This is a genomic window from Arthrobacter sp. OAP107, assembly GCF_040546765.1.
Classification (GTDB): domain Bacteria; phylum Actinomycetota; class Actinomycetes; order Actinomycetales; family Micrococcaceae; genus Arthrobacter.
Map to the genome: position 1 here is coordinate 4,602,237 of NZ_JBEPOK010000001.1, position 21,770 is coordinate 4,624,006.

The following is a 21,770-nucleotide window of genomic DNA, read 5'->3' on the forward strand; positions in this document are numbered from 1 at the left end:
ACCGGCCCGGATTTTGGGTCGGCCCTGTGCGCCGCTAGCCGTCCCATTGGGGCAGCGCCGCCGTCATCGGGTCGTTGGGGTCGTTGTCATCTTCCTTCAGCCCCACCCTGAACTGAACCATCATGTCGTGGTCCTCGTGGGGCAGGTTGTGGCAGTGCACCATGTAGCGGCCGCGGTGCGGACCAAACTTCATCAGCAGGCGGACCGTCTCACTCTCGCCCACGTAAACAACGTCCTTGGGTCCGAGTTCCTGGGGGAACGGGGCTTTGCCGTTCCGGCTCAGGATCTTGAAGTCCACGAGGTGGATGTGCACAGGGTGGAACCAGCCGCCGGATTTGTTCTCGATTTCCCAGACCTCGACGGCGTTGAGGTCCACCTCGGCGGCTGCCTTCTTGTAGCCGCTGGCAATGACGTCCTGCCAGCTGTCATCGTCGATGGTCCACATGTTGGTGACGTCGTTCCGTTTGACCCGGAACTTCCTGACCTTCGTGGCCTGCTTCTCGGTCAACGCCATGACCTCATTTCCGGGCGCCAGCTGGGCTGGCACCGTGTTCCAGGTGGGGTCGCCCGTGTTGACGGGCTCGTCCGTGACGTCGAAGGCCATCACCTTGTTGGTAAAGTCGTAGTCAACGTTGTTCGGGTTGGACAGGTTCCGCATCTCGATCCGCTGGCCGGTCTTGTACTTCCGGAAATCGATGAGAACCTCGTACCGTTCCGCCCCGCCGTGGCGGTAGTTGGCCACCTTCTGCGGAGTGGGGATCAGGCCGCCGTCGGTCCCTACGATGATGAGCGGATCCCCGGTGCTTAGCGTGAGCCGCACCGACCGGGAGATGCTGCAGTTCAGGACCCGGAAGCGGTAGATGCGCTTTTGGACCTTCATGACCGGCCACGGCTTGCCGTTCACCAGGATGACGTCCCCCCACAGACCCGAGTGGGTGTTGTCGTCATAGCCCAGGGCGCCGTTCGCGGCGAACATGGCATCGGAAATGATGAGCGGCACGTCGAAGTCGCCCTGCGGAAGCAGCTGCCGTTCCAGCGGATCGTGCATGTGGTACTGGGCTGCCAGGCCGGAGTAGGCGTTCTGTGCCGTGAAGTGCACTCCGTGGTCGTGGTACCAGAGCGTGCGGGCTGGCTGGAAGTTCGGGTAGTGGTAGTCCTTGAAAAACCCGGTATGGGTGACGTCACTGGCATACCCGTCGAACTGCGGCAGCGAGGCTGAACCGTGCAGGTGTGTGGATGTGGAGAGCACGTGGCCGTCGTTCGGGTGAGTTGCCGGAAGCTGGTTCCGGACCCGGACCACCGCCTTGGTGCCCTGGTCCAGGCTGATCGTGGGGCCGGGGAAAATCCCGTTGTAGCCCAGGATCGGTGTCTGGAGCCGCGGCAGGATGGACGCCATGGCCGCCTTCTCAGTCAGGGTGTAGTAGTTGACGGGCTTGCCGTCGGCGGGGTCCACTTCCACCTTGTCCGAAGCCAGCACGGGCGGCTTCACGAATGCCGATTGGAACGGTTTGGGCATCTCTGCGGCGCTCAGCCGGCTGGCGGACTTGGCCTCCACCTCGCTCCGCGGGAGCGAAAGGGCGCCTGCTCCCACAACGCCGAGGCCTCCGAGTAGCAGGACATTTCGTGTGGACACGGTCATTACCGGGCCTCCTTTCGATTGGGACGGTTGAGACCAATTGGGATGGTTCGAGGATGTCCCGGCCTACTTGGAAAAACCCGGACCAGGCTGGGGACGGTGGGGGTTCTGAGGGAGCACCCCCAATTGGGCCCCCTCAAATCGATGGTCTAATTCACTTACACCGGCTGAACTCTGCAGCCTTTCGAGCCGCAGACACGGACGCGGACGAATTATGGGCCGTGCAGACCCCGCTCCCCACCGGTTTTATACGACTTTTATCCAAGGTGCTGCGTCCAATGTGGACGCAGTTGGGAACGCACCTCCCGGCTTGGCCTTGAAGGTACTGGGGGCCACAAATCGAGTGTCCAAAAAGGAGTTACCATGTCTTCGCATTCCGCGATGAGGCCTTTGGTGCCTGACGGAGCCAAGCGCTCCCGGTCAGCGCGCCGTTTGTCCTCCACCACTGCCGGGCGCTTTGCCCCGGCCGTTGCCGGCGTCCTGCTCGCCGCCGCCCTGTCACCCATCGGCGCTGTTCCCGCCCACGCGGAAACGGCCGGGATGGGACCTGTCGACCCCGCAAACGGGTTCCCCACCTGGTTTTCGGACGGCACCGTCCGGCTGCAGTTCTGCTACCAGGGGGGGCAGGGCTGCCTCTCTGAGCCGCCTGACCCAAGCGCGCCGGCGTCCTACCCGGACAACTTCCCGGAGGAAGCCTTCTGGTTCGGAGCCGAGGCCGCGGCCGGCAACCTGCGCCTGTACGAGGCTGCGCTCGAAGGCGCCCATGTCAACGGACCCGTGGTTGACGGCGAACAGATGGGCTTCGGCCGGCTGCGGTTCAGGGTCAATAACCTTGTGGCCGGAGAGTCCTACACCATCACTCATCCGTACGGCATCCACACCTTCACGGCCACGGCTGACAAGGCGGGCCTGGGCGAGATCAACGTGACATTGGACGGGGGCGTCTGCGCACCCAGTGACACGGCCGCTTGCGACTGGGCGGGGGTGGGCAGGGCCTTCCTAGGCAATTACGGCAGCGGCACCACAGCAACCTTCCTCCGACAGGAGGGCGCCGCACCCGGCACTCTCGGCGACATCAACACTGCCCGGCGTGTCACCGGCGCCCCTTCGGGCAACAACTTCGTTAGCATAGTTGGCCCCAACGCTGGCGGACCCGGGATTGACACCCTTACCGTGGACACCTTCACTGTCCAGGGCCTGATCGCGACGGACTCAGTTGGGGGACCCAACACGCCGGATTTGCCTGCCGCCAGCGACAGCGGCCGGTCTAACTCCGACAACATCACGAACGTGACAGCGCCCACAATCACGGGCACGCTGCCCGCAGGAACTGCAGGTCCCGTTCAACTCCGTGTCGACGGCGGAGCACCCCGGACTGCCACTTTGGTTGGCTCTACCTACTCACTGAAGCTGACCCCTCTGGCTCAAGGCGACCACTCTGTGCAGGCTGTTGCCGGCGGACTGACTTCCGGGACGCTACGGTTCAAAGTTGACACCACCGCACCGCCAGTATCCATAATGGCACCCTTCCCGTCCTCTCCCAGCCTGGACAACACTCCCTCGCTTAGCTTCAAAGGCGAAGCTGGCGCACGATTCGAATGCCAACTCCAGCCGACAAATATGGCGTGGGACCCAACCTGCGCATCACCCAGAACCTGGGATGCACAGGCAGGAGGCACATACGTTTTCAACGTTCGGGCCACTGACGTAGCTGGCAACGTCAGCCCCGTAGCCAGTCGGGCTGTGCAAATTGGTACGACCGTAACAGCCCAGGCCAATAAGGTGCAGGATTTCGATCTCGACGGCAAGGCTGACATGCTGTCCCGGGACGCCAGCGGAATCCTATGGCTCTACCGCGGCAACGGTACAGGCGGGTTCCTCCCCCGCACGCAGATTGGCGGCGGCTGGAATGCCATGACGGCCATCGTCAGTGCCGGTGACTTCAACAGCGACTTCAAGGCCGACGTTGTGGCCCGGGACTCTGCCGGCACCCTGTGGCTCTACCGTGGCACCGGAAACGGCACGTTCCTTGCCAGGCTAAAAATCGGAGCCGGTTGGAACTCATTGAACAGCATCCTCGGAACTGGTGATTTCAATGGCGACCGAAAAGCCGATTTAGCTGCCCGCGATGCAAGTGGACGGCTGTGGCTCTACCGAGGCGACGGCGGCAGCAGCTTCCTGGGCAGGACCCAGATCGGTAGCGGTTGGAACGGCCTGAACAGCATCGTTGCTACCGGTGACTTCAATTCCGACCGCCGGGCTGACCTGGCGGCCCGGGACTCGGCCGGCAGGCTCTGGCTCTATCGAGGCAGTGGTACCGGAACCTTCCTGGGCAAGGCACAGATCGGCGCCGGCTGGAACGGCCTGAGCGGCATCATCGCTCCTTCCGACTTCAACTCGGACCGCCGGGCTGACCTGGCGGCCCGGGACTCGGCCGGCCGGCTCTGGCTCTACCGGGGCAGCGGCACCGGCGGATTCCTGGGCAAGTCCGCGATGGGTGCCGGCTGGAATTCGATGAACGCCATCCTATAAATCTCAGTCCGCCACCAAGAGTGGAGCACCGCCCGCGTAGAGCAGCACGCGGGCGGTGCTGCTTTATGGCAGGCAAAGACCTAACGGACGACGGCCAACGCGAAGCCGTCCCAGCCCTTTGACCCCACGGTCTGGATGACAGTGGCGTCCAGCCGGCTGTCCTCCCCCATCATCTTCAGCGCCCCGATGATACCGGGCGCGTTGACTTCATCCATCGAGGGATCCAATGCCACGCCCTCCCACACGACGTTGTCCATCACGATGCTCGTTCCGGCCCGGCCCAGCCGCACCGCCCACTCCAGGTACTGCGGATTGTTTTCCTTGTCCGCATCGATGAACACGAAGTCGAAGGGGCCGGCTCCTTCGGCCTCGAGGGCCGCGAGCGTGTCCAGCGCCGCGCCCGTCCGGATCTCCACCTTCTGGCCCACGCCTGCGGCGTCCACGTTGGCCCGGGCTACGTCGGCGTGTTTCTGGAGGTATTCGCACGTCACCAGCCGCCCGTCGTCGGGCATTCCCTGGGCCATCCAGATGGTGCTGAACCCCGCCAGCGTACCGATCTCCAGCACTTTGCGGGCACCGGACGCTGCCACCAGCAGCTTCAAGAGCTTTCCGGCGTTCGGCGTCACCTCGATCGGCGGCATCCCGGCTTCCTCGGCGGACCGCACGGCGCGCCGGACGGCATCGTCGGGGTGGACGACGACGTCGGACAGGTACTCTTCTACGGCCGTCCACTCGGGCCGCGGCTTATGCTCAAACATGGGCACAGTCTTCCAGCAAGCGCCCGGCCGGGCTAGGGCTCCCGTCAGCTGCCTTCGGTCAGTTACCCCTTTGGCAGCGCACCATCCGGGGCGACGCCCAAGGCACCTTCCAGGCGTTCCACCTTCGCGGTGAGCTCGCCGGAATAGCCTGGCCGGATGTCGGCCTTGATCACCAGGGACACCCTGCTGCCGAATTTCCCCACGGCCTCGGTGGCGCGCTTTACCACGTCGAACACCTCGTCCCATTCACCCTCGATGGTGGTGAACATGGAATCCGTCTTGTTGGGCAGCCCGGACTCCCGGACAATCTTGACAGCGGCAGCCACGGCGTCGTGCACTGATGCGTCCCCGGCGCCCGCCGCAGCGTAGGCAGGATCAGCGGGAATTCCGGAAGGGGCGACTGAAAATGCAAGCAACATGGCTCCAGTCTGACACGGCAGAACATGCCGCCCGGAACGTGTTCTGTGTCATATTCAGCGCTACCAACGGGTAACGGAGTCAGGCTGACACAGCGTTGCTAACCTTGGTTCCATGAACCTCGCAGTAGAGCGCAAGCCACTCCGTGCTGACGCTGCACGCAATGTGGACAAGATCATTAACGCCGCCCGCGAGTGTTTCCGGCAGTACGGCCCGGACGTTCCGCTGCAGACCATCGCCGCAACGGCGGGAGTCGGTCCAGCAACGCTGTTCCGGAATTTCTCGGACAAGGAACAGCTGGTTTTGGCGGCCCTCAACCGCCAGCTCCGGCTCAATGTGGACCCGGTTATCGACGTCGCCCTTGCGGGCACCGATGCGGCCGAGGGCCTGTTCCGGGTAATCGACGCGGTGATGACTGCGGCCAGTGACAATGCCAACCTGCTCGGCGCCGTGGCCGGCAGGCGGGACCTTCTCACCGGCATTACCGGAAGCCTGATCGAGTCTGTTGGCGTGCTCCTCGACCGCGGCCAGGACCAGGGCACCCTTCGGGTGGACATCTCGCTGACCGACATGGTGCGCCTGCTGGCAATGCTGATCGGCGTGGTGGACACCATGGAGCCCGGTTCGGACGCGTGGCGGCGGCCGGCTGCCCTGGTCGAAGACGCGATCCGCGCGGAACGGCCCACCAGGCCGCTGCCTTCGCAGGTGCCGCTCCCAGGGTCCCAGTTCGAGTAGCGGCCCGCAGTCCAGGCGGCGGCTCGCAAGAGGGGCGCGGCCGGCAGGAATGACGGCCTCCCATATTCCGCACAGCGGCCCTGCACAGTAAGCTAGGCACACCGGCGGGTTAGGAAGTCAGCCTCGGACAGTTCCCAATATGGAGCACACCATGTCATTTCCTGCATGTGTTCAAATCAGACCGGCCGTGGCATCATGAACCGCTCACAACTGGCGCACTTCATGAGACATTCAACGGATCCTGAAACAACAATAACCGCGGCCTCCACCGATGAGCTCAGCATCATCGTGGACGCGCTCTACCGGAATCTCGATACGCCGACGCCAGTGTTCGGCGCCCAGGACTGGTATGAGCTGGCCACCGAAGAGCTCGCACGGCGGGCCGAGCCGGTTGTCCCTGACGCCTACGGCGCCGCGTAGATCACCGACGCGTAGATCACCGACGCGTAGATCACCGAAGCGGCTCCGGCCCCTCGGAGAGGGCATGCAGGGCCGATGCCAGGCATTCGCTCATGGCCTGGAGGGCGATCAGTTGCGCTTCCCGGACCTGGGGCTTGGGCGAGTTGATGCAGATAGCTTCGTCGGCAGCCTGGGCCAGCGGGTTGGGGGCTGCCCCGGTAACCGCCCAGACGGTGGCGCCGGCTGCCCTCGCCGCCGTCGTCGCCTCCAGCAGGGCATGCCGGTGCCCGCTGGCGGAAACCACCAGGAGAACGTCGCCGGAACGGATGTGCGCCCGGACCTGGCTGGCGACCTCGTCCGCGTGCCCCTGCGCGATTTCGATGGCGCTGACGGGCGCAGCCCCTGCTGACACGCCCGGCCGCAGGGCAATGACGGAAAATGGCTGGCGCTCACCCGCGTGGCGCCCCAGCAGTTCCGCGGTGAATTGCTGCACCTCCGCGGCCGAACCGCCACTTCCCGCGGTGACCAGGCGGTTCCCCGACAGCAGCCGGCGCCAGTTCCTCGCCCCAGCCGGCCAGCCGCGTGGACTCATTCCGCAGCGAGGCTACCGCAGGCCCTACCTGCCGCAGGTGCTCGAGGACGATGTCTACCGGGGCTTTGATTTCGAACGGCGCGTCCGTGGCGCGGGAACGTGACAGTCTGCTGACGGCCTTCATTTTTACCACTCCTCTTCATTCGAGGATACAACGGCTGTGACGGACATCACCCTTGACGACGACGACGGCGTGCGGCTGGCAGCTCGCGATGTTTCAGTTCCAGCCGGCCAGGCGGAGCAGGGCAGCCGCTCCGGCCCCGGCCAGCACAACCACCAGGAAAGGCGCCCGCAGGAACAGTGCCGCCGCGGCGGCCGCCAGGGCCCCCAACCGGGCGTCAAGAACCAGAGCCTGCCCGCTGGCCAACGTGTTGACGATGGTCAGCGACGCCAGCAACCCGATGGTCATGGTTCCGGCCATCCGGGACATCCTGGGGTTCTGCAGCAGGCTGGCCGGGAGAAGGTAGCCCACCAGCTTCCATGCGTAGGCAAAGAGGCAGGACAGCAGCAACCACATCCACAGACTCATTTGGCACCTCCGGAGCTGGTCCCGTTGCCTTCGTTATGACGGGGAGCCGGATGACCGGGAGACGTGGGACTACCGGGACCGTGGTGGTGGCCTGCACCTGGGTGGTGGCCGGGATGCCATTCCGCGTAGGGGTCGATATCCGGCTCCAGCCCTTCGTCCTGGCGTCCGTGGCTGACCCAGCCGATGACCGCGGCCACCACGGCGGCAATGAGGATGGGGACGCCTGCCGGGACGAATGGCACGGCCAGTACGGTTGCCAGGGCGCAGACGACGGCGATCGCCACCGGTTCCCGGCCCTTCAGCCGCGGCCAGAGCAGGCCAAGGAACGCCGCCACCGCCGCGCCGTCGAGCCCCCACTGCTTGGGATCACCCAGCGCACCGCCGGCCAGGGCACCCACTGCGGTGAAAAGGTTCCAGAGTACAAAGATCCCGATGCCCGCGGCCCAGAAACCCCTGTGCTGCTCGTCAGGATCCGACTGCCCGGTGCTTGTGGCCGTGGACTCGTCGATGGTCACATGGGCGGCGGCGTACCGCCGCCACCCTGTCGGCCGGAGCAGCACGTTGAGCTGCATGCCATAGATTCCGTTGCGCATCCCCAGCAGGGTGGCGGCCCCCATGGCGGCAAGACCCGAGCCGCCGCCGGCAACCACTCCGATGAACGCAAACTGGGAGCCGCCGCTGAACAGCAGCAGGCTCAGTGCCATGGTTTGCCAGAAGTCGAGGCCCGAGGTGACGGAGAGCGCCCCGAAGGACACCCCGTACAGGCCGGTGGCTACGCTGATGGACAAGCCAACACGGACCGCAGGGGAACGCAGGAGTTTAGGGGGCCAGGTGAGGGGCATGCCACCACTCAATCACAGCGGCGGCTGCGACTGGGTGGCTGAGCTTGACGCCAGGGCCGGCTGTTGGAGCCGGGCCAGGACCTGCGCCGGCCGGTTGGTGGTGATTTCGTGGACACCCAGCCCCCGGCACAGCGCCACGTCGTCCTCTTCGTCCACCGTCCAGACCCGGAATCGGCGGCCGGAATCCAGCCAGCGCCGCACAGCGGCGGGGTGCCGGCGGACGTAGTCGATGCCGGGCCCGGCAATAGCGACTTCGCCGTCGTTGAGAATCCGCTCGCCCTCCAGCTGCGCGGCCTTCATCACGTTGGCCACGGCACTGCCCGTGAAAGGCCCCAGCCCCAGTTCCTCCCGGATTCCGGTGACGTTCACGTCGTCCACGAGCTGGCAGATGAACTCTGCCGGCACGGCCTTGCGCAGGTGCCTGACCGAGTCGGGGCTGAAGCTCATGAACGTCACCCGGATGTTGCCCAGCCTGGATGTCGCGGCATCCCAGCCTTCCGCGCGCAGCACCTCCAGCACTCTGTCCTCCAGCTTCAGCTGGTAGGGGCTGGGATGCTTCAGCTCGATGGCCAGCCCGATCTCCCGCCCGGCAGCCTGCAGCAGGTCCAGCAGATCCGGCAGGGTCAGGAACTGTTCGGACCTGGGTCCGTAGGCCTCGGGGATCCGCACGCCCTTCCAGGATGAAAAATCCAGCAGCCGCAGCTGGTCGACGGTCCGTTCGGCCACGGGACCTGTACCGTCCGAGGTCCGGTCCAGGTTCGAATCGTGCAGCAGGACAACGTGCTGGTCGCGGGTGAGATGCACATCGCACTCCACGCCGTCCACGCCGTCCGCGATTGCCCGGAGATAGGCGGCACGGGTGTGCTCGGCGAAATCCGCGCTGGCACCACGGTGGGCGTAGACCAGGGGACGGGTTAGGGCTGACTCGTCGGCTGTCATGGTCACACGTTAGCCGACCGCGGGCGGCAAAGCGGGGCTAGGCTTGGCACATGCAGGTGAACTCTGAGCCAACCACCCAGCAAGATCCGGCGGAGGAGCGAAAGCTCCTGGAAAGCCCCGAGCGGAACGGCGGACTTGGCGGCCGCACTGCGGTGCGTCCCGCCGTCGTACATGATTTCACCGCGGGCGACGCCGAAAAGGCGGCAGCGCTCCGGAAGATGAAGCTGGTGGCCCTCTGCCTGCTGATCGCCATGGCCGTGGTGTTCGTCGTGGCCTTCGCGCTGCAGAGGCAGTACCCGTGGCTGGAGTACGTCCGGGCCGCGGCGGAAGGCGGCATGGTGGGCGCCTTGGCCGACTGGTTCGCGGTGACGGCCCTGTTCCGCTACCCCATCGGGCTGAAAATCCCGCACACCGCCATCATTCCGCGCCGCAAGGACCAGATCGGCGCGTCCCTGGGCGAGTTCGTGGAGACCAACTTCCTTTCCGAACAGGTGGTTCAGGACAAGTTGGCGAGCATCAACATCTCCGGCAAGGTGGGCAGCTGGCTGTCGGGTCCGGGCGGCGCCGAGCGCGTGGCCAAGGAGGGCGCCGCCGTCATCCGGGGCACGTTCAAAGTGCTGAACGACGACGACGTCCAGGCAGTTATCGAGGGCATGGTCCGCAGGCACCTCCTGGCTCCCCCATGGGGACCGCCCGTGGGACGCATGGCCGAGCGGATCTTCGCCGACGGGCACCACCACAAGCTGGTGGACCTCCTCGTGGACCGGGCAGCGGACTGGGTGGCGGCCAACCACCAGACGGTCAGCCGGCTCGTCACGGAGCGGTCCCCGCAGTGGGTGCCCAGCTTCGTGGACGGCCTGGTGGGTGACAAGGTCTACATCGAGCTGCTGAAATTTACCCGCGCGGTCCAGGATGACCAGCAGCACCAGGTCCGCCTGTCGATCGACAAGTACCTGACGGACCTGGCCCAGGACCTGCAGCATGATCCCGCCATGATCGCCCGCGCGGAGGGGATCAAGGCGCAGGTGCTGGGTGACCCGGAGGTCCGGGAACTGGCGTCGCGGACCTGGGCCACCATCAAGGGCGCGCTCCTCACCGCCGTCGACGATCCGGACAGCGAACTGACGGTGAAGTTCAAGGCGGCCGTCCGCGATTTCGGCACCCGGCTGGTCAACGACGAAGAGCTGGCGGGCAAGGTCAACGCCTGGATCGGCGATGCCGCCGGCTACCTGGTCCGCACCTACCGGTCGGACATCGCCGGTGTGATCACGGATACGGTGGCCCGCTGGGACGCCGAGGAGACGTCGCAGAAGATCGAACTCCAGGTGGGCAAGGACCTGCAGTTCATCCGGATCAACGGCACAGTGGTGGGGTCCCTCGCGGGGCTCGCCATCTTCACGGTGGCCCACCTGGCGTTCGGCTGAGCGGGCTGTTCGCTCAAGCGGCCAGGCGCCGCAGATGCCACCGAAAGACCCTTGACAGCCTTGGCGACCAGGGCCACCTTTGTGTCAACTACGCCGCCCGGTCTCCTGCCGGTCCATGGGTGGCCAGTCCACGGACCGGCACCGCGGCGCTCCGTTCGGGAGTTTCGAATGAGGTGCCATGAGTCCCGCGACTTACCGGCCGGCAGCGTTCCACCGCGCCGGCCTTTTTCTGTGTGCCCTGGTTCTGTCAGCTTCGCTGCCGGCCCAGCTTGCCCTGCCTGCTGCGGCGGCCGTCCCGGCCCGTGCGGCCAACGCTGACGACGGCGGTTTCAGCCCCGGCGCACCCGGCCTCGGGGATCCCTACTATCCGCTGGACGGCAACGGCGGCTACGACGTTGGGCATTACCTGCTGGAGCTCAGCTACCACCCGGCAAGCGGGTTCCTTGCAGGCTCCGCCACCATCCGTGCCCGTGCCACCCAGGACCTCTCGTCGTTCAGCCTGGACCTGCAGGGGCTGACAATTCGCAGTATCCAGGTTGACCACCGGGAGGCCACTTATAGGCGCAGCGGTGCGGAGCTTACGGTGACTCCGCAGCAGGGCATCAGGGACGGCCGGGAGTTCAGCACCGTTGTGTCCTATGACGGCGTGCCGAAACCGGTCATTGACCAGTTCGGCGTCTCGGGGTTCCTCCGGACCGACGACGGTGCGCTGATCATCGGGCAGCCGCACGTGGCAGCCACCTGGTTCCCGGCCAACGACCATCCCCTGGACAAGGCGGGCTTCACTTTCAAGATCACTGTCCCGGACGGATTGGCTGTGGTGGCCAACGGCGTGCTTCGCGACGAGGAGTCGGAGAACGGGAAAACCACGTGGACGTGGCACGCAGCCGAACCCCTGGCCACGTACCTGGCCACGGCGAGCGTTGGCAAGTTCAATCTGGACCGTTACCGGGACGGGCGGATCCGGTACATCGACGCCATCGATCCCGACCTGTTCGCACCGGCGGTCATTGCCCGGACAGGCCACAATTTCGCCTGGTCGGACAGCCGCGCGGGAACTTATACCCGTCTGACCAGGACGCTTACGGTCCCCCTTGGCGGGGCGAAGCTCTCTTTCTGGCTTAACCGGACCATCGAATTCGGGCGCGATTTTGCCGTGGTGGAAGCGCGTACCGCCGGCGCGCAGGACTGGACGACCCTCCGGGAAGCGAACGGCCACACTTCCGCCGAAAGCGGTCCCGGCTGCCAGCAGCTGCTGGCCATTCATCCCTTCCTCGGCCACTACCTGACGGCCGGCCGCAACGGCTCATGCAGCCCGCGTGGAACCTCTGGAACGTGGTGGGCAGCCACCGGACCCAGCCAGGGATGGGAGCAGTGGGGATTCGACCTCTCAAAGTTCGCCGGGAAGGCCGTTGAACTTTCCATGACCTACGTCACCGACAATGTCGTCGCGCTGGACGGGGTGTCGCTTGACGACGTCACTGTATCAACAGGGGAAGGCACCACCTCGTTCGAGGATGACGGCAACACGACGGACGGCTGGTCAGCTTCCGGTCCGCCGGCTGGGAGCCCACGGAATGACGCAAAGTGGAGCGCGGACAGCTCTGGGCCACCCTCCACCGGTGACCGTGTGCAGGCGTCGTTCAACAGGCAGCCGGAAATTATCAGGTTCCTGTCCGATATCTTCGGCCCGTACCCGTTCAGCGCCGCCGGTGGAATCGTCGACGACCTGAAGAACCTCGGCTTCGCGCTGGAGAACCAAACAAGGCCGATCTACTCCAGACTCTTCTTCACCAGCCCTGAATCGGGCGATTCAGTGGTGGTTCATGAACTGGCGCACCAGTGGGTGGGCGACGATATGGCCGTCGGCCGCTGGCAGGACATCTGGTTGAATGAGGGGTTCGCGACCTACGCCGAGTGGCTCTGGAGCGAAAGCGAGGGGCGGGAAACCCCTCAACAGCTGTTCGACTTTTATGCCGCAGCGATTCCTGCCCAGGCGCCGTTCTGGACAGTGAAGATCGGCGACCCGGGAACGGCAGCCCTCTTCGACTTCGCCGTGTACGTCCGCGGCGCGATGACACTGCAGGCGCTGCGCAACAGGGTAGGGGACGAATTGTTCTTCGACATCCTCCGGGAATGGACTGATGCCCATGCCGGCGGCAATGTTTCCAGCGCCGACTTCGTGCAACTGGCCCAGGACGTTTCCGGCCAGGACCTCGGGAGCTTCTTCCAGGACTGGCTGTTCACTGCCGCCAAGCCGGCCGGAACCGCGCCGCCCGTGCTGCGCGGCACAACCGCTCCTGCCAGCAGCCCGCCTGCCACAGCGCGGGTGCTGGAGCAACGGATTGAAGCGCGCCCTGGGCCTCGGTAGCGAAAACGTGCTGGCGCCGCTCAGGCAAACGGCGACAGTTCCACTCCGGCTTCCTCCAGGCCGGCACGGACGGCGGCGGCCATCTCCACCGCGCCCGGTGTGTCGCCGTGGATGCACAGGGAATCCGGGTCCACCCGGACCACGGTCCCGTCCACGGCCACCACCTCACCCTTGAGCGCCAGGCGGACTGCCCGCTCAACGATCGGCCCGATCTCGTGCAGCACGGCGCCTTCCTGGGAGCGCGGCACCAGCGTGCCGTCCGGCAGGTAGGCGCGGTCCACGAACGCCTCCCGGAATACGGGATGCCCGGCGTCCTGGGCCTGCTTCAACAATTCGGATCCTGGAAGCCCCAGGACAGGCATGCCCGGATCGTAGGCCTGGATGGCTGCCACGAGCGCGGAGGCCTGCTCGGCGTCATGGAATGCGCGGTTGTAGAGGGCGCCGTGCGGCTTGACGTAGTCCACCGAGGCGCCCACCGCGTGCGCCACGCCGTCCAGGGCCCCAAGCTGGTAGAGCACGTCGCCGAACAGCTCGTCGAAGGACATGTCCAGGGAGCGCCGCCCGAACCCGGCGAGGTCACGGTAGCCAACGTGGGCGCCGACCCTGACGTCCAGCTCATAGGCGGCGCGGCAGCTGTCCAGCATGGTCACGGGGTCTCCGGCATGGAAACCGCAAGCCACGTTGGCACTGGTGATGAGCTCAAACATGGCCGCGTCATCACCCATGGTCCAGGAGCCGAAAGACTCCCCGAGGTCAGCGTTCAGATCCACCCGTACTACCTTCCGTGAGTTCGCCCGGCACGGTGTCCGGCATCGGCCCAAAGGCCTCCCTCGCATTAACGACGACGGCCCGGCCCATCATGAGGTTACCGGCACCGCCCACCACCGCCCCAATGCCGAACGGCAGGGCCCGGCCGAACAGGGCCGTCCCCTGCCGCCTGAGCAGGTTCCGCAGGAAGGCTTTCTGGATGCGTTCGCGGATGAACCCGAACCCCGATGACGACATCCTGCCCGCCAGTACATTTCCCCAGGCCTGGCTGGCACCCTTGCCCTTGCCCATGGCCTGGCCGCTGAGCGAACCAAGCAGCGCGGTCCCCTCCTCGCCGAGCATCACGGCCATCACCAGGGTGCTGGCTTTCTCCGGGTCGGTCATCCGGATGCCGTGGAGTTCGGCCAACGAGGTGGCGTACAGGGCTGTGGCCTCGAGGAAGCCAACCGTCGCGGCGGCGGAGAGGCCCAGGGACGCCACCGTGCCCACCCCGGGAACGACGGCGGTGGCCCCGACCAGGGCTCCCCCGCCGGTCACTGCCCGGAGATAGTCGCGTTCAAGAATGTCTGCCAACTGGGCGGCGGATGCCCGCGGGTTGCGGCGCTGGAGCCGGCGGATGTACGCCAGCACCAGCGGACGCTGGATCTCCACGGCCCGCAGCAGCATGTTGTGAACGCCAGGTTTGGGATTGCCGTGGGCATCGAACACGGCGTTGTGGGCTGTTTCCTGCGCGATTCTCACCGCGGGGTTGCGTCGCTTGGCCATCATCACCTCTACCTCGGAACAACCGGCAGCCGGAGGCCGCCGTCTAGCCTTAACACTAGGCCACTCCCCAAGATACCAAGCATGCTGATTACAGCGCCCAGGACTCTGCCACCGCCATGTACGCGGAGGAGGACGGCCCGCGGGGTCCGGGGTAGACGGTGGGAGCGCCGGGCCATTCGACGCCGAACTCGGAGAGCTTTCCCGTGCTGCAGGGATGGTAGATGTTGCTCATCGCGGCGCTGGCGGGCCCCAGCTGGAAGTCGGGCGCGGAGAACTGCCGCCGATCCAGCACCCCGGACATTTCGAGCGCTGCCCGCCGCCCGGTTGCCCGGAATCCGCGCTCAAGGTCCAGTTCGACGTCGAACTCGTCCTGGGTATGGCTGACCGCGCCGAGCGGAAAGCGTGCCGCCTCCGGAAGGAAGCGCGTCAGTTCGGTGGCGAGGGAGGAGGCAAAGAATTCGTTGGAGCCGTAGCTGCGCCAGCCCTGGAGCGTGGCCACCATGAGGACTGTTCCGGTTCCCCACCGGGACCAGTCAGCCACCCAGAACGAGGCGAAACAACTGGCGGGTTCGCCGGGGATATGAACGCCCTTCCGGTCCACCGGATGCAGGGCAAGGCCAAAGTTTGCGCCGATCAGCGCCACATTGCGCCGCCCCGGCCGTGCCGGTGTGTTCCCCATGGCTCGAGCCTATCCCGCCGGACGCGTTCCACGTGCCGCAGGCTCGGCCTAAGATTGCCGTGCGCCCCTCCCCCGCGCCCTTCGACCATTTTCCCACCGCGAATACCGCGTGTTGATCGGCGCCCTCGCCATTTCCATCTTCGGTTCGGGCATGTGGGCCGTGGCCATGGTCTACCAGGTCATCCACATCGGCGGCGGTCCGCTGGAACTGTCCCTCGTGGCCGCTGCCGGCAGCGTGGGTCTCGTGGCGTTTGTGCTGGCCGGCGGCATTGCAGCGGACCGGGTTCCGCAGCGGCTGCTGATCATCGCCGTCGAGGGGACCAACCTTGCCGTGATCGCAACGGTCAGCGGGCTTGCGATGGCGGGTTGGCTTCAGCTCTGGCACCTGGTGGCCGGCGCCTTCGTCCTTGGCGTCGGGGCCGCGTTCTTCTTCCCGGCGTACTCGGCGATTCTGCCGCGGATCCTGCCGCCGGAGGACCTGCTCGCGGCCAACGGCATGGAAGGGACCCTGCGCCCCACGCTGCAGCAGGCGGCGGGTCCTGCGGTGGCCGGCGTGGTCGTGGCCGCTCTGTCGCCCTCGCACGCTGTGACCGGCGTTGCCGTGTGCCATCTGCTGGCGTTCATCGTCCTGAACTTCCTGGGCCGGCACGCCCCTGAGGCACCCGGCTCCCGCGCCGATGGGGACGGTGCCAGGGCCTCCTTCTTCGCCGACCTCCGTGAGGGCGTCGGCTACACCGTCCGGACACCTTGGCTGCTCTGGACGCTGCTGTGGGCCTGCATTTCGGTGCTGTTCCTGATCGGGCCCATCGAGGTGCTCCTGCCCTTCGTGACCCGGGACCAGCTGGGCGGCGACAGCCGGATGTTCGGTTTCCTGCTGGCCGTCATGGGTGTGGGCAGCGCCGCGGCGTCGCTGGTCACGGCGTCCGTCCGGCTCCCGCGCCGCTACCTGACCGTCATGATGGTGTGCTGGGGAGCGGGCACCCTGCCGCTCGCGGCGGTGGGGCTCATGGACAACTTCTGGCTGCTGGCCCTGGCGCTCTTCATCTTCGGAGCCACGGGCAGTGTGGGCATGGTCATCTGGGGAACGCTGCTGCAGCGGCGCGTGCCGCCGCACCTGCTGGGGCGGGTCTCCAGCCTGGACTTCTTCGTGTCCCTGGCACTGATGCCGGTGTCGATGGCGCTGGCCGGTCCTGCCGCCGCCGTGCTCCCGATCTGGCTGATCTTCCTGGTGGCGGGCGGGGTGTGCCCGGTCATGGCGGTGGTGGCCCTGCTGGTGGCCCGGATGTCAGCGGACGAAGTCGCCCATCCGCTCGACCGCCAGGACACCGTGCCCGCCGGCGCCGAGGCCACCACGTAACAGCGTCACCTAGCCAAACCCAGCGTCGCCACCAGCCCGGCACAACTAGTGTGCGCGCACCACCGGAATGCTCGCGGTCGGCGGCCCGCTCGGGAATACGGAAGGCTCGGGAATGTGCACCGGTTCCAGCGGAACACGCACCGGCTGGGAAGCCACTGTGAACCGGACGCCGCGCACGTCGATGTCCAGCGCTTCGCCGTCGAGGACCGTCAGCGTCATGGCGCCCTGATCGAGTTCCACCAGGAGCCGGCGGCCCTGCAGCCGCAGGTGGAAGCGCAGGGTGTCCCATTCCTCAGGCAGCCGCGGATCAAAGAAGGGCACGGGGCCCTGGTCGCGGAGTCCGGCGAAGCCGCACACCAGCGAGCCCCACACGCCGCCGGTGGAGGCGATGTGGACGCCGTCAATCGTGTTGCCGTGGGAATTGTCCAAATCGATGAAAACGGCATTCGTGAAGTGCTCCAGGGCAGCCTTGCGGTAACCCACCTCGGCGGCCATGATCCCCTGGACACACGCCGAGAGGGTGGAGTCCCCCGTGGTGATCGGATCGTAGAAGTCGAAGGCCCGGCGCTTTTCCTCGGCGGTGAACTCCTGCCACTGCAGGAACATGGCCAGTACCGTGTCCGCCTGCTTCAGCACCTGGTGGCGGTAGATCACCAGCGGGTGGAAGTTCAGCAGCAGCGGGTACTTGGAGCGCGGCGTGGTCCAGTCCCACGGCTCCAGGGTCATGAAGTCGTTGTCCTGTGAGTACACCTGGAAGTGCTCGTCGAAGGGTAGCTGGATCCGCTCCGCGGCCGCCTCCCACAGCTCCCGCTCGGCGTCATCGACCGCCGCGTGGTTCAGTGCCGCGGCTGCCCGGAGATTAAACCTGGCCATGACGTTGGTGTAGAGGTTGTCATTCACCACTGCGGTGTACTCGTCCGGCCCCGTCACGCCGTGGATGTGGAACAGTCCGTCCTTGCCGAAGAAGCCCAGGGAGGCCCACATGCGGGCGGTTTCGATCAGCAGGTCGGCGCCCATCCCGGCGCAGAAGTCGGTATCACCGCTGGCCCAGAGGTACCTGTTGGTGGCGAAGGCAATGGCCGCGGCGATGTGGAATTGCGCCGTGCCGGCAGCGTAGTAGGCGCTCGCCTCCAGGCCGTTGATGGTGCGCCAGGGGAACAGCGCACCGTCCACGCTCAGCTCCTTGGCGCGGATCTTGGCGTCCGGGAGCATCTCGTGACGGAACTCCAGAACCTGGCGCGCGCCGTCGGGGTTTGAATATGTCATGTACGGCAGGAGGTAAACCTCCTGGTCCCAGAAGTAGTGCCCGTCATAGCCCGAGCCGGTGACACCCTTGGCCGGGATACCTGCCACGCCGGCCCTGGCGGTGGCCTGCGCGAGCTGGAAGAGGTTCCAGCGGATGGCCTGCTGCAGTTCCGGCTGCCCGCCCACTTGGATGTCTGCGCTGGCCCAGTGGCTGCGGTAGTGTGCCTCACTTTCGGCGAAGACATCGCTAACCGGCTTCAGCCCGGATTCCGCGGCGATGGCCGGGTCTTCCCCGGCTTCCGCGTCCGCGGCGCCTGGGACGCCCGTCCGGGCACCCCGGGACACAGCGTAGCTGACGCTCTTTTCGAGCCGGAACGGCTCGTCGGCGGCAATCGCCAGTACGTAGCGGACGCTGCTGTCGTCCTGGTCCACGAGGGTATCGAACGGCTGGTGGCCGGCGGACGTCCAGTGCTCGACGGCCATCCCCACCCGTTGCTTCGACTCGGCTGCCTCCCAGGACAGACGGAGCGAACCGTCGCCGCCCTCCATCTTGAGGGGCAGCAGGACCCGGCCCGCGTGGCGGCCTGACCGGCGCGGGTCGTGGGTGGAGTGGTCCTCCACCGGCTGGTCCTGCCGGTTAACGACGGACGAAGTGACGTCCGCGGAGACTGCCCGGTCGGCCGAAACCTCGAGGGAGATGCCAAGGCTGCCGCGCGTCTCGAAGCCCACGGCACGCCGCTCCACGGTGGTCACCGTGGCGCCGGAGCGGCACTGCCAGACGATGCTGCACTCGTAGATGCCGGTGGCGAAATCCACGGACCGCCGGTAATCCAGCACAGTCGATTCGGCGAGGCTGAGCATTTCGCCATCGATGATCACCGTGAAGTTGTTGGCATCCGGAATGTAGAGGATGCGCTGGCCGGTGCGTGCGAAGCCATAGGCGTTCTCGGCGTGCTTGATGTCCCAGATCTCGTGGAAGCCGTTGATAAAGCTGCCGGGGAGCTCGGCATCGGCTGAGGCCCAGTGGGCACCCCGGACACCAAGGTGTCCGTTGCCAAGGGCAAAGAGCGTCTCAAGCGTCCCGGCGTCGCCGGGTTCGTGGCTCGTCTCTACGAGCTTCCAGGGATCAATGGGGAAGCGGACGCGGTTGGCGGTGATGAGTGCCATAAGTGGCGTTCCTTAGACAGTTCGAAAGTGGTGCTGGAAGTTCTGCCGGGCCTGGCGGGACCCGCTTGCGGTTGCAGTGCCGGAACTAGAGGAGTTCCCCGAGGTCGCTGACCACAAGGGTGGCGCCGGCATCGAGCAGCGTCTGCCGGCCTGCCCCGCGGTCCACGCCGATGACGGAATGGAAACTGCCGGCACTGCCTGCCTGAACGCCGGACACGGCGTCCTCGACGACGATGCACTGTTCGCTGGGCAGGTCCAGGAGCCGGGCGGCGTACTCATAGGTTGCCGGGTCGGGCTTGCCGGGCAACCCTTCCTCCGCTGCCACGACGCCGTCGACGACCACCTCGAAGCGGTCCGCCAGCCCTGCCGCACGCAGCACCGAGGGGGCGTTCCGTGAGGAGGAGACGACGGCGACCTTAAGTCCGCGGTCCAGCACGGCTTCCAGGAAACGCACCGATCCCGCGTAGGGCTCCACCCCGGAGCCGACAATTTCGTTGAAAATCCTGTTCTTCCGGTTGCCCAGGCCCTGGACAGTAATGTTGTCCGGATCGTCGTCTGCGGGGCCCTCGGGAAGGGTGATGCCGCGGGACGTCAGGAAGTCCCGGACGCCGTCGAACCTCGGTTTGCCGTCGATGTGGTCGAAGTAGTCGCTCTCTTGGTAGCCGTCCTTTTCGGGGACGGTCTCGAGGTATCCGTCGAACAGCTCCTGCCAGGCGCGCTCGTGGACCACGGCCGTGGGCGTGAGCACGCCGTCGAGGTCAAAGAGGATAGCGGCGGCACCGGTCCAGCTGTTGGGCCGGCTACCGGCGCTGGTATTCAGGGTTTCGGTCATGCTTTGTTCCGTGTCCTTTCGGGGTTCGGACAGCAATGTGTTGGGAATTACCAGGAACGTGGTCGGCGGTGACCAGAAGGGTGCGGGCCTGCAGAACCTGCCGCTCAAAACCTTGGCTCAGCACGCCGCGGGCCCGGAGGGGTTCCGTGAGGGTGATTCTGCAGCATGCAGGACAGGCCGGCTTTTTTGCGGACCGGGCGGCGTTGCCCTGGCCGCCTGCGACGGCTTACCACTTCTTGGGCGGCCGGCGTTGCTTAGGTACCGGCCGGGTTATGTCCGGTGCGTGAATTCGCGCGGTTCCGCCACTTGCACCGCGGCGTTGCGGGCCAGGCAGAACGCGTCGATGCGCGGGCGCACGGTTTTTTGCCTACGTCCATGATGAACGTGCCGGCGGTTCAGGGCAAGCCAGCGGAACATCCCCGCGGGAGGGGTGGCGCAAGGATGCATGGCGCGGTCCTGCCCTTTCAACACTGTTGAGTCGTGCACTGGCCAGCCGCCCACCCCCGAGTGGACGCCTGCCGGCCGGGTCCCGGCCGAAGATGAGTGTAAGCGCTTGCAGATTTACCCTGCAACTGTTTTTAATTCCATCCCCCGATTTCGGCAGCGCCGCCCAAGCCGTTAACCGGTTTCAGGCCAGGACGTAGTGACGAAGAAACGCGCTGACGTCCACCATCTCGGCCTTGGACATGGCGTGGCCCATTCCCGGATAGGTCCGCGCCGTGAGCCGGGTATGCGTGTTCAGCCACTCCTCCGTGTAGGCGGTGGCGTCCCCGTTGATGACGAGGTCGGCCTTGTCCCTCCCCCAGAAGAACGGGGGCCGTTCGTCGAGGGACTCGCTGAGCGCAAGCAGGTCATTGTTCAGGACGAAGCCGGAAAGCCCCACTACGGCCGGGAAGTCCCGCGGCCGCAGGCGCAGGAGCGTGCTCGCCATGGCCATCCCCTGCGAATAGCCCAGCAGGCTCACGCTGCTGTGGGGTGTCCTGGCCGCGTCGATCCAGGAAAACACGGAGTTGGCGGCCGTGATGACGTCGGCGAAATCGTTAGTCAGGAAATAATCCAGCAGGAACCAGCCATAGCCGTTCGCGATGGGCATTGGCGCCCGGAGTGCCGCGCAGGTGAATTCCCTGGGGAGATAGTCGAAAAGATTCACCATCCGGGATTCATCCGTGCCATAGCCGTGCATCATCACCAGCAGCGGGGTGCCGGCGCGCTCCTCCTCCGGCCTGGACCACACAACCGTCTCCATCCGATCAGCCTAGCGAGTCCCGGGAAAGCCCGCCCGCCACTGACCTGCGGATTTGATTGAAACGCGAGTTGACGGGATGTAGCCTGACGCTTGACAGCATGCTTAGCAATTAACGCAGGGCGCACCGCACGAATCCAAGCCGCAGGAGTCCGCGAACGCAAGGAGCAAGTCATGAGAATCGGTTCCGCCATTTTCCTCATCGCACTGGGCGCCATCCTCGCCTGGGCGGTTACGCCAGGTCTCATCCCTAACGTGGACCTGACGCTGATCGGCTACATCCTGATGGCCGTCGGCGTCATCGGCCTCGTCGCCTCGCTGGTGATCGCCGCCCCCGGCAGGAGCCGGCGTGTCAGCGAGACCCGATCCGTCGTGGATCCCAACACGGGCGAGCGGATCACCCGAAACGAAAGCCGCGACAACGGCCTCTAGAACCACACGAACCTGTCAGGCACGAAAAGGGCGGGCAGCAGTGAAACCCACCAGGCATGGCCGGACCGGACCTTCGGGTCTGGTCCGGCTTTTGGTTTTCTGTGGTTT

The 21,770-nt window shown here is 66.0% G+C and carries 19 protein-coding genes and 1 pseudogene; 7 read left to right on the forward strand and 13 right to left on the reverse strand.

What is annotated here, in order from left to right:
* Positions 1-34: 34 nt before the first annotated feature.
* A complete protein-coding gene (locus tag ABIE00_RS21160) occupies positions 35-1,639 on the reverse strand; it encodes a multicopper oxidase family protein (RefSeq protein ID WP_354262611.1) in 1,605 nt (534 codons plus the stop codon).
* 360 nt (positions 1,640-1,999) lie between these two features.
* On the opposite strand from ABIE00_RS21160, the gene ABIE00_RS21165 reads away from it, so the two are divergent.
* Complete coding sequence (locus ABIE00_RS21165; protein WP_354262612.1) at positions 2,000-4,168, forward strand: VCBS repeat-containing protein; 2,169 nt, start codon at positions 2,000-2,002, stop codon at positions 4,166-4,168.
* A gap of 80 nt (positions 4,169-4,248) precedes the next feature.
* On the opposite strand, the gene ABIE00_RS21170 is transcribed toward ABIE00_RS21165, so the two are convergent.
* Positions 4,249-4,926: an O-methyltransferase gene (locus ABIE00_RS21170; protein WP_354262613.1), complete on the reverse strand. Its 678-nt coding sequence runs from the start codon at positions 4,924-4,926 to the stop codon at positions 4,249-4,251.
* Between the two features lie 62 nt (positions 4,927-4,988).
* Positions 4,989-5,345, reverse strand: a complete 357-nt coding sequence (locus ABIE00_RS21175) for a thiamine-binding protein (RefSeq protein WP_354262614.1) — start codon at positions 5,343-5,345, stop codon at positions 4,989-4,991.
* 112 nt (positions 5,346-5,457) lie between these two features.
* On the opposite strand from ABIE00_RS21175, the gene ABIE00_RS21180 reads away from it, so the two are divergent.
* Both ABIE00_RS21180 and ABIE00_RS21185 read left to right on the forward strand, forming a co-directional pair.
* On the forward strand, positions 5,458-6,078 hold the full coding sequence (locus tag ABIE00_RS21180) for a TetR/AcrR family transcriptional regulator (RefSeq protein ID WP_354262615.1): 621 nt from the start codon (positions 5,458-5,460) through the stop codon (positions 6,076-6,078).
* 222 nt (positions 6,079-6,300) lie between these two features.
* Positions 6,301-6,498 carry a hypothetical protein gene (locus tag ABIE00_RS21185; protein ID WP_354262616.1) on the forward strand — a complete coding sequence of 66 codons (198 nt, stop codon included), beginning with the start codon at positions 6,301-6,303 and terminating at the stop codon, positions 6,496-6,498.
* A gap of 31 nt (positions 6,499-6,529) precedes the next feature.
* On the opposite strand, the gene ABIE00_RS21190 is transcribed toward ABIE00_RS21185, so the two are convergent.
* From ABIE00_RS21190 to ABIE00_RS21205, 4 genes are all read right to left on the reverse strand, one after another.
* Entirely contained in the window at positions 6,530-7,069 is a 540-nt protein-coding gene (locus ABIE00_RS21190) for an SIS domain-containing protein (RefSeq protein WP_354262617.1), read from the reverse strand.
* Positions 7,070-7,286: 217 nt separating this feature from the next.
* A complete protein-coding gene (locus ABIE00_RS21195) occupies positions 7,287-7,598 on the reverse strand; it encodes an AzlD domain-containing protein (protein WP_354262618.1) in 312 nt (103 codons plus the stop codon).
* Entirely contained in the window at positions 7,595-8,440 is an 846-nt protein-coding gene (locus tag ABIE00_RS21200) for an AzlC family ABC transporter permease (protein WP_354262619.1), read from the reverse strand. Before ABIE00_RS21200 ends, ABIE00_RS21195 begins: the two co-directional genes overlap by 4 nt.
* 12 nt (positions 8,441-8,452) lie before the next feature.
* Positions 8,453-9,379, reverse strand: a complete 927-nt coding sequence (locus ABIE00_RS21205) for a glycerophosphodiester phosphodiesterase (RefSeq protein ID WP_354262620.1) — start codon at positions 9,377-9,379, stop codon at positions 8,453-8,455.
* 50 nt (positions 9,380-9,429) lie between these two features.
* On the opposite strand from ABIE00_RS21205, the gene ABIE00_RS21210 reads away from it, so the two are divergent.
* Both ABIE00_RS21210 and ABIE00_RS21215 read left to right on the forward strand, forming a co-directional pair.
* Complete coding sequence (locus ABIE00_RS21210; protein ID WP_354262621.1) at positions 9,430-10,803, forward strand: DUF445 domain-containing protein; 1,374 nt, start codon at positions 9,430-9,432, stop codon at positions 10,801-10,803.
* A 178-nt stretch (positions 10,804-10,981) separates the two neighbouring features.
* Positions 10,982-13,174 (forward strand): M1 family metallopeptidase, encoded by a 2,193-nt coding sequence (locus ABIE00_RS21215; protein ID WP_354262622.1) that lies wholly within the window; start codon positions 10,982-10,984, stop codon positions 13,172-13,174.
* Between the two features lie 20 nt (positions 13,175-13,194).
* Here ABIE00_RS21215 and ABIE00_RS21220 read toward each other — a convergent pair whose 3' ends face one another.
* The 3 genes from ABIE00_RS21220 to ABIE00_RS21230 all read right to left on the reverse strand — a co-directional run bounded on the left by ABIE00_RS21220 (position 13,195) and on the right by ABIE00_RS21230 (position 15,386).
* Positions 13,195-13,944, reverse strand: coding sequence for a LamB/YcsF family protein (locus ABIE00_RS21220; RefSeq protein ID WP_354262623.1), 750 nt, complete (start codon positions 13,942-13,944; stop codon positions 13,195-13,197).
* Positions 13,928-14,707: a hypothetical protein gene (locus ABIE00_RS21225; RefSeq protein ID WP_354263471.1), complete on the reverse strand. Its 780-nt coding sequence runs from the start codon at positions 14,705-14,707 to the stop codon at positions 13,928-13,930. The genes ABIE00_RS21220 and ABIE00_RS21225 overlap by 17 nt, the downstream gene beginning before the upstream one ends.
* A gap of 88 nt (positions 14,708-14,795) precedes the next feature.
* On the reverse strand, positions 14,796-15,386 hold the full coding sequence (locus ABIE00_RS21230; RefSeq protein WP_354262624.1) for a hypothetical protein: 591 nt from the start codon (positions 15,384-15,386) through the stop codon (positions 14,796-14,798).
* Between the two features lie 58 nt (positions 15,387-15,444).
* On the opposite strand from ABIE00_RS21230, the pseudogene ABIE00_RS21235 reads away from it, so the two are divergent.
* A pseudogene (locus ABIE00_RS21235) lies at positions 15,445-16,743 on the forward strand (MFS transporter); the annotation flags it as partial.
* Between the two features lie 45 nt (positions 16,744-16,788).
* Here the strand turns inward: ABIE00_RS21235 and ABIE00_RS21240 are convergent.
* From ABIE00_RS21240 to ABIE00_RS21250, 3 genes are all read right to left on the reverse strand, one after another.
* The gene (locus ABIE00_RS21240) at positions 16,789-19,155 is read right to left on the reverse strand and encodes a glycoside hydrolase family 65 protein (RefSeq protein WP_354262625.1); all 2,367 of its coding nucleotides are present in this window, start codon (positions 19,153-19,155) and stop codon (positions 16,789-16,791) included.
* Positions 19,156-19,240: 85 nt separating this feature from the next.
* Complete coding sequence (locus ABIE00_RS21245; RefSeq protein ID WP_354262626.1) at positions 19,241-19,987, reverse strand: HAD family hydrolase; 747 nt, start codon at positions 19,985-19,987, stop codon at positions 19,241-19,243.
* A gap of 628 nt (positions 19,988-20,615) precedes the next feature.
* The gene (locus tag ABIE00_RS21250) at positions 20,616-21,233 is read right to left on the reverse strand and encodes an alpha/beta hydrolase (protein ID WP_354262627.1); all 618 of its coding nucleotides are present in this window, start codon (positions 21,231-21,233) and stop codon (positions 20,616-20,618) included.
* A 171-nt stretch (positions 21,234-21,404) separates the two neighbouring features.
* Here ABIE00_RS21250 and ABIE00_RS21255 point away from each other — a divergent pair, with 171 nt between their 5' ends.
* Positions 21,405-21,662, forward strand: coding sequence for a DUF6458 family protein (locus ABIE00_RS21255; RefSeq protein ID WP_354262628.1), 258 nt, complete (start codon positions 21,405-21,407; stop codon positions 21,660-21,662).
* Positions 21,663-21,770 lie beyond the last annotated feature (108 nt).

Bases quoted from the DNA above. Each gene is read 5' to 3' on its own strand.
- ABIE00_RS21205 (WP_354262620.1), bottom strand. From the start codon at position 9,379: ATGACAGCCGACGAGTCAGCCCTAACCCGTCCCCTGGTCTACGCCCAC.
- ABIE00_RS21175 (WP_354262614.1), bottom strand. From the start codon at position 5,345: ATGTTGCTTGCATTTTCAGTCGCCCCTTCCGGAATTCCCGCTGATCCT.
- ABIE00_RS21215 (WP_354262622.1), top strand. From the start codon at position 10,982: ATGAGTCCCGCGACTTACCGGCCGGCAGCGTTCCACCGCGCCGGCCTT.
- ABIE00_RS21200 (WP_354262619.1), bottom strand. From the start codon at position 8,440: ATGCCCCTCACCTGGCCCCCTAAACTCCTGCGTTCCCCTGCGGTCCGT.
- ABIE00_RS21210 (WP_354262621.1), top strand. From the start codon at position 9,430: ATGCAGGTGAACTCTGAGCCAACCACCCAGCAAGATCCGGCGGAGGAG.
- ABIE00_RS21190 (WP_354262617.1), bottom strand. From the start codon at position 7,069: ATGAGTCCACGCGGCTGGCCGGCTGGGGCGAGGAACTGGCGCCGGCTG.
- ABIE00_RS21180 (WP_354262615.1), top strand. From the start codon at position 5,458: ATGAACCTCGCAGTAGAGCGCAAGCCACTCCGTGCTGACGCTGCACGC.
- ABIE00_RS21240 (WP_354262625.1), bottom strand. From the start codon at position 19,155: ATGGCACTCATCACCGCCAACCGCGTCCGCTTCCCCATTGATCCCTGG.
- ABIE00_RS21230 (WP_354262624.1), bottom strand. From the start codon at position 15,386: ATGGGGAACACACCGGCACGGCCGGGGCGGCGCAATGTGGCGCTGATC.
- ABIE00_RS21250 (WP_354262627.1), bottom strand. From the start codon at position 21,233: ATGGAGACGGTTGTGTGGTCCAGGCCGGAGGAGGAGCGCGCCGGCACC.
- ABIE00_RS21255 (WP_354262628.1), top strand. From the start codon at position 21,405: ATGAGAATCGGTTCCGCCATTTTCCTCATCGCACTGGGCGCCATCCTC.
- ABIE00_RS21185 (WP_354262616.1), top strand. From the start codon at position 6,301: ATGAGACATTCAACGGATCCTGAAACAACAATAACCGCGGCCTCCACC.
- ABIE00_RS21160 (WP_354262611.1), bottom strand. From the start codon at position 1,639: ATGACCGTGTCCACACGAAATGTCCTGCTACTCGGAGGCCTCGGCGTT.
- ABIE00_RS21195 (WP_354262618.1), bottom strand. From the start codon at position 7,598: ATGAGTCTGTGGATGTGGTTGCTGCTGTCCTGCCTCTTTGCCTACGCA.
- ABIE00_RS21225 (WP_354263471.1), bottom strand. From the start codon at position 14,707: ATGGCCAAGCGACGCAACCCCGCGGTGAGAATCGCGCAGGAAACAGCC.
- ABIE00_RS21165 (WP_354262612.1), top strand. From the start codon at position 2,000: ATGTCTTCGCATTCCGCGATGAGGCCTTTGGTGCCTGACGGAGCCAAG.
- ABIE00_RS21170 (WP_354262613.1), bottom strand. From the start codon at position 4,926: ATGTTTGAGCATAAGCCGCGGCCCGAGTGGACGGCCGTAGAAGAGTAC.
- ABIE00_RS21245 (WP_354262626.1), bottom strand. From the start codon at position 19,987: ATGACCGAAACCCTGAATACCAGCGCCGGTAGCCGGCCCAACAGCTGG.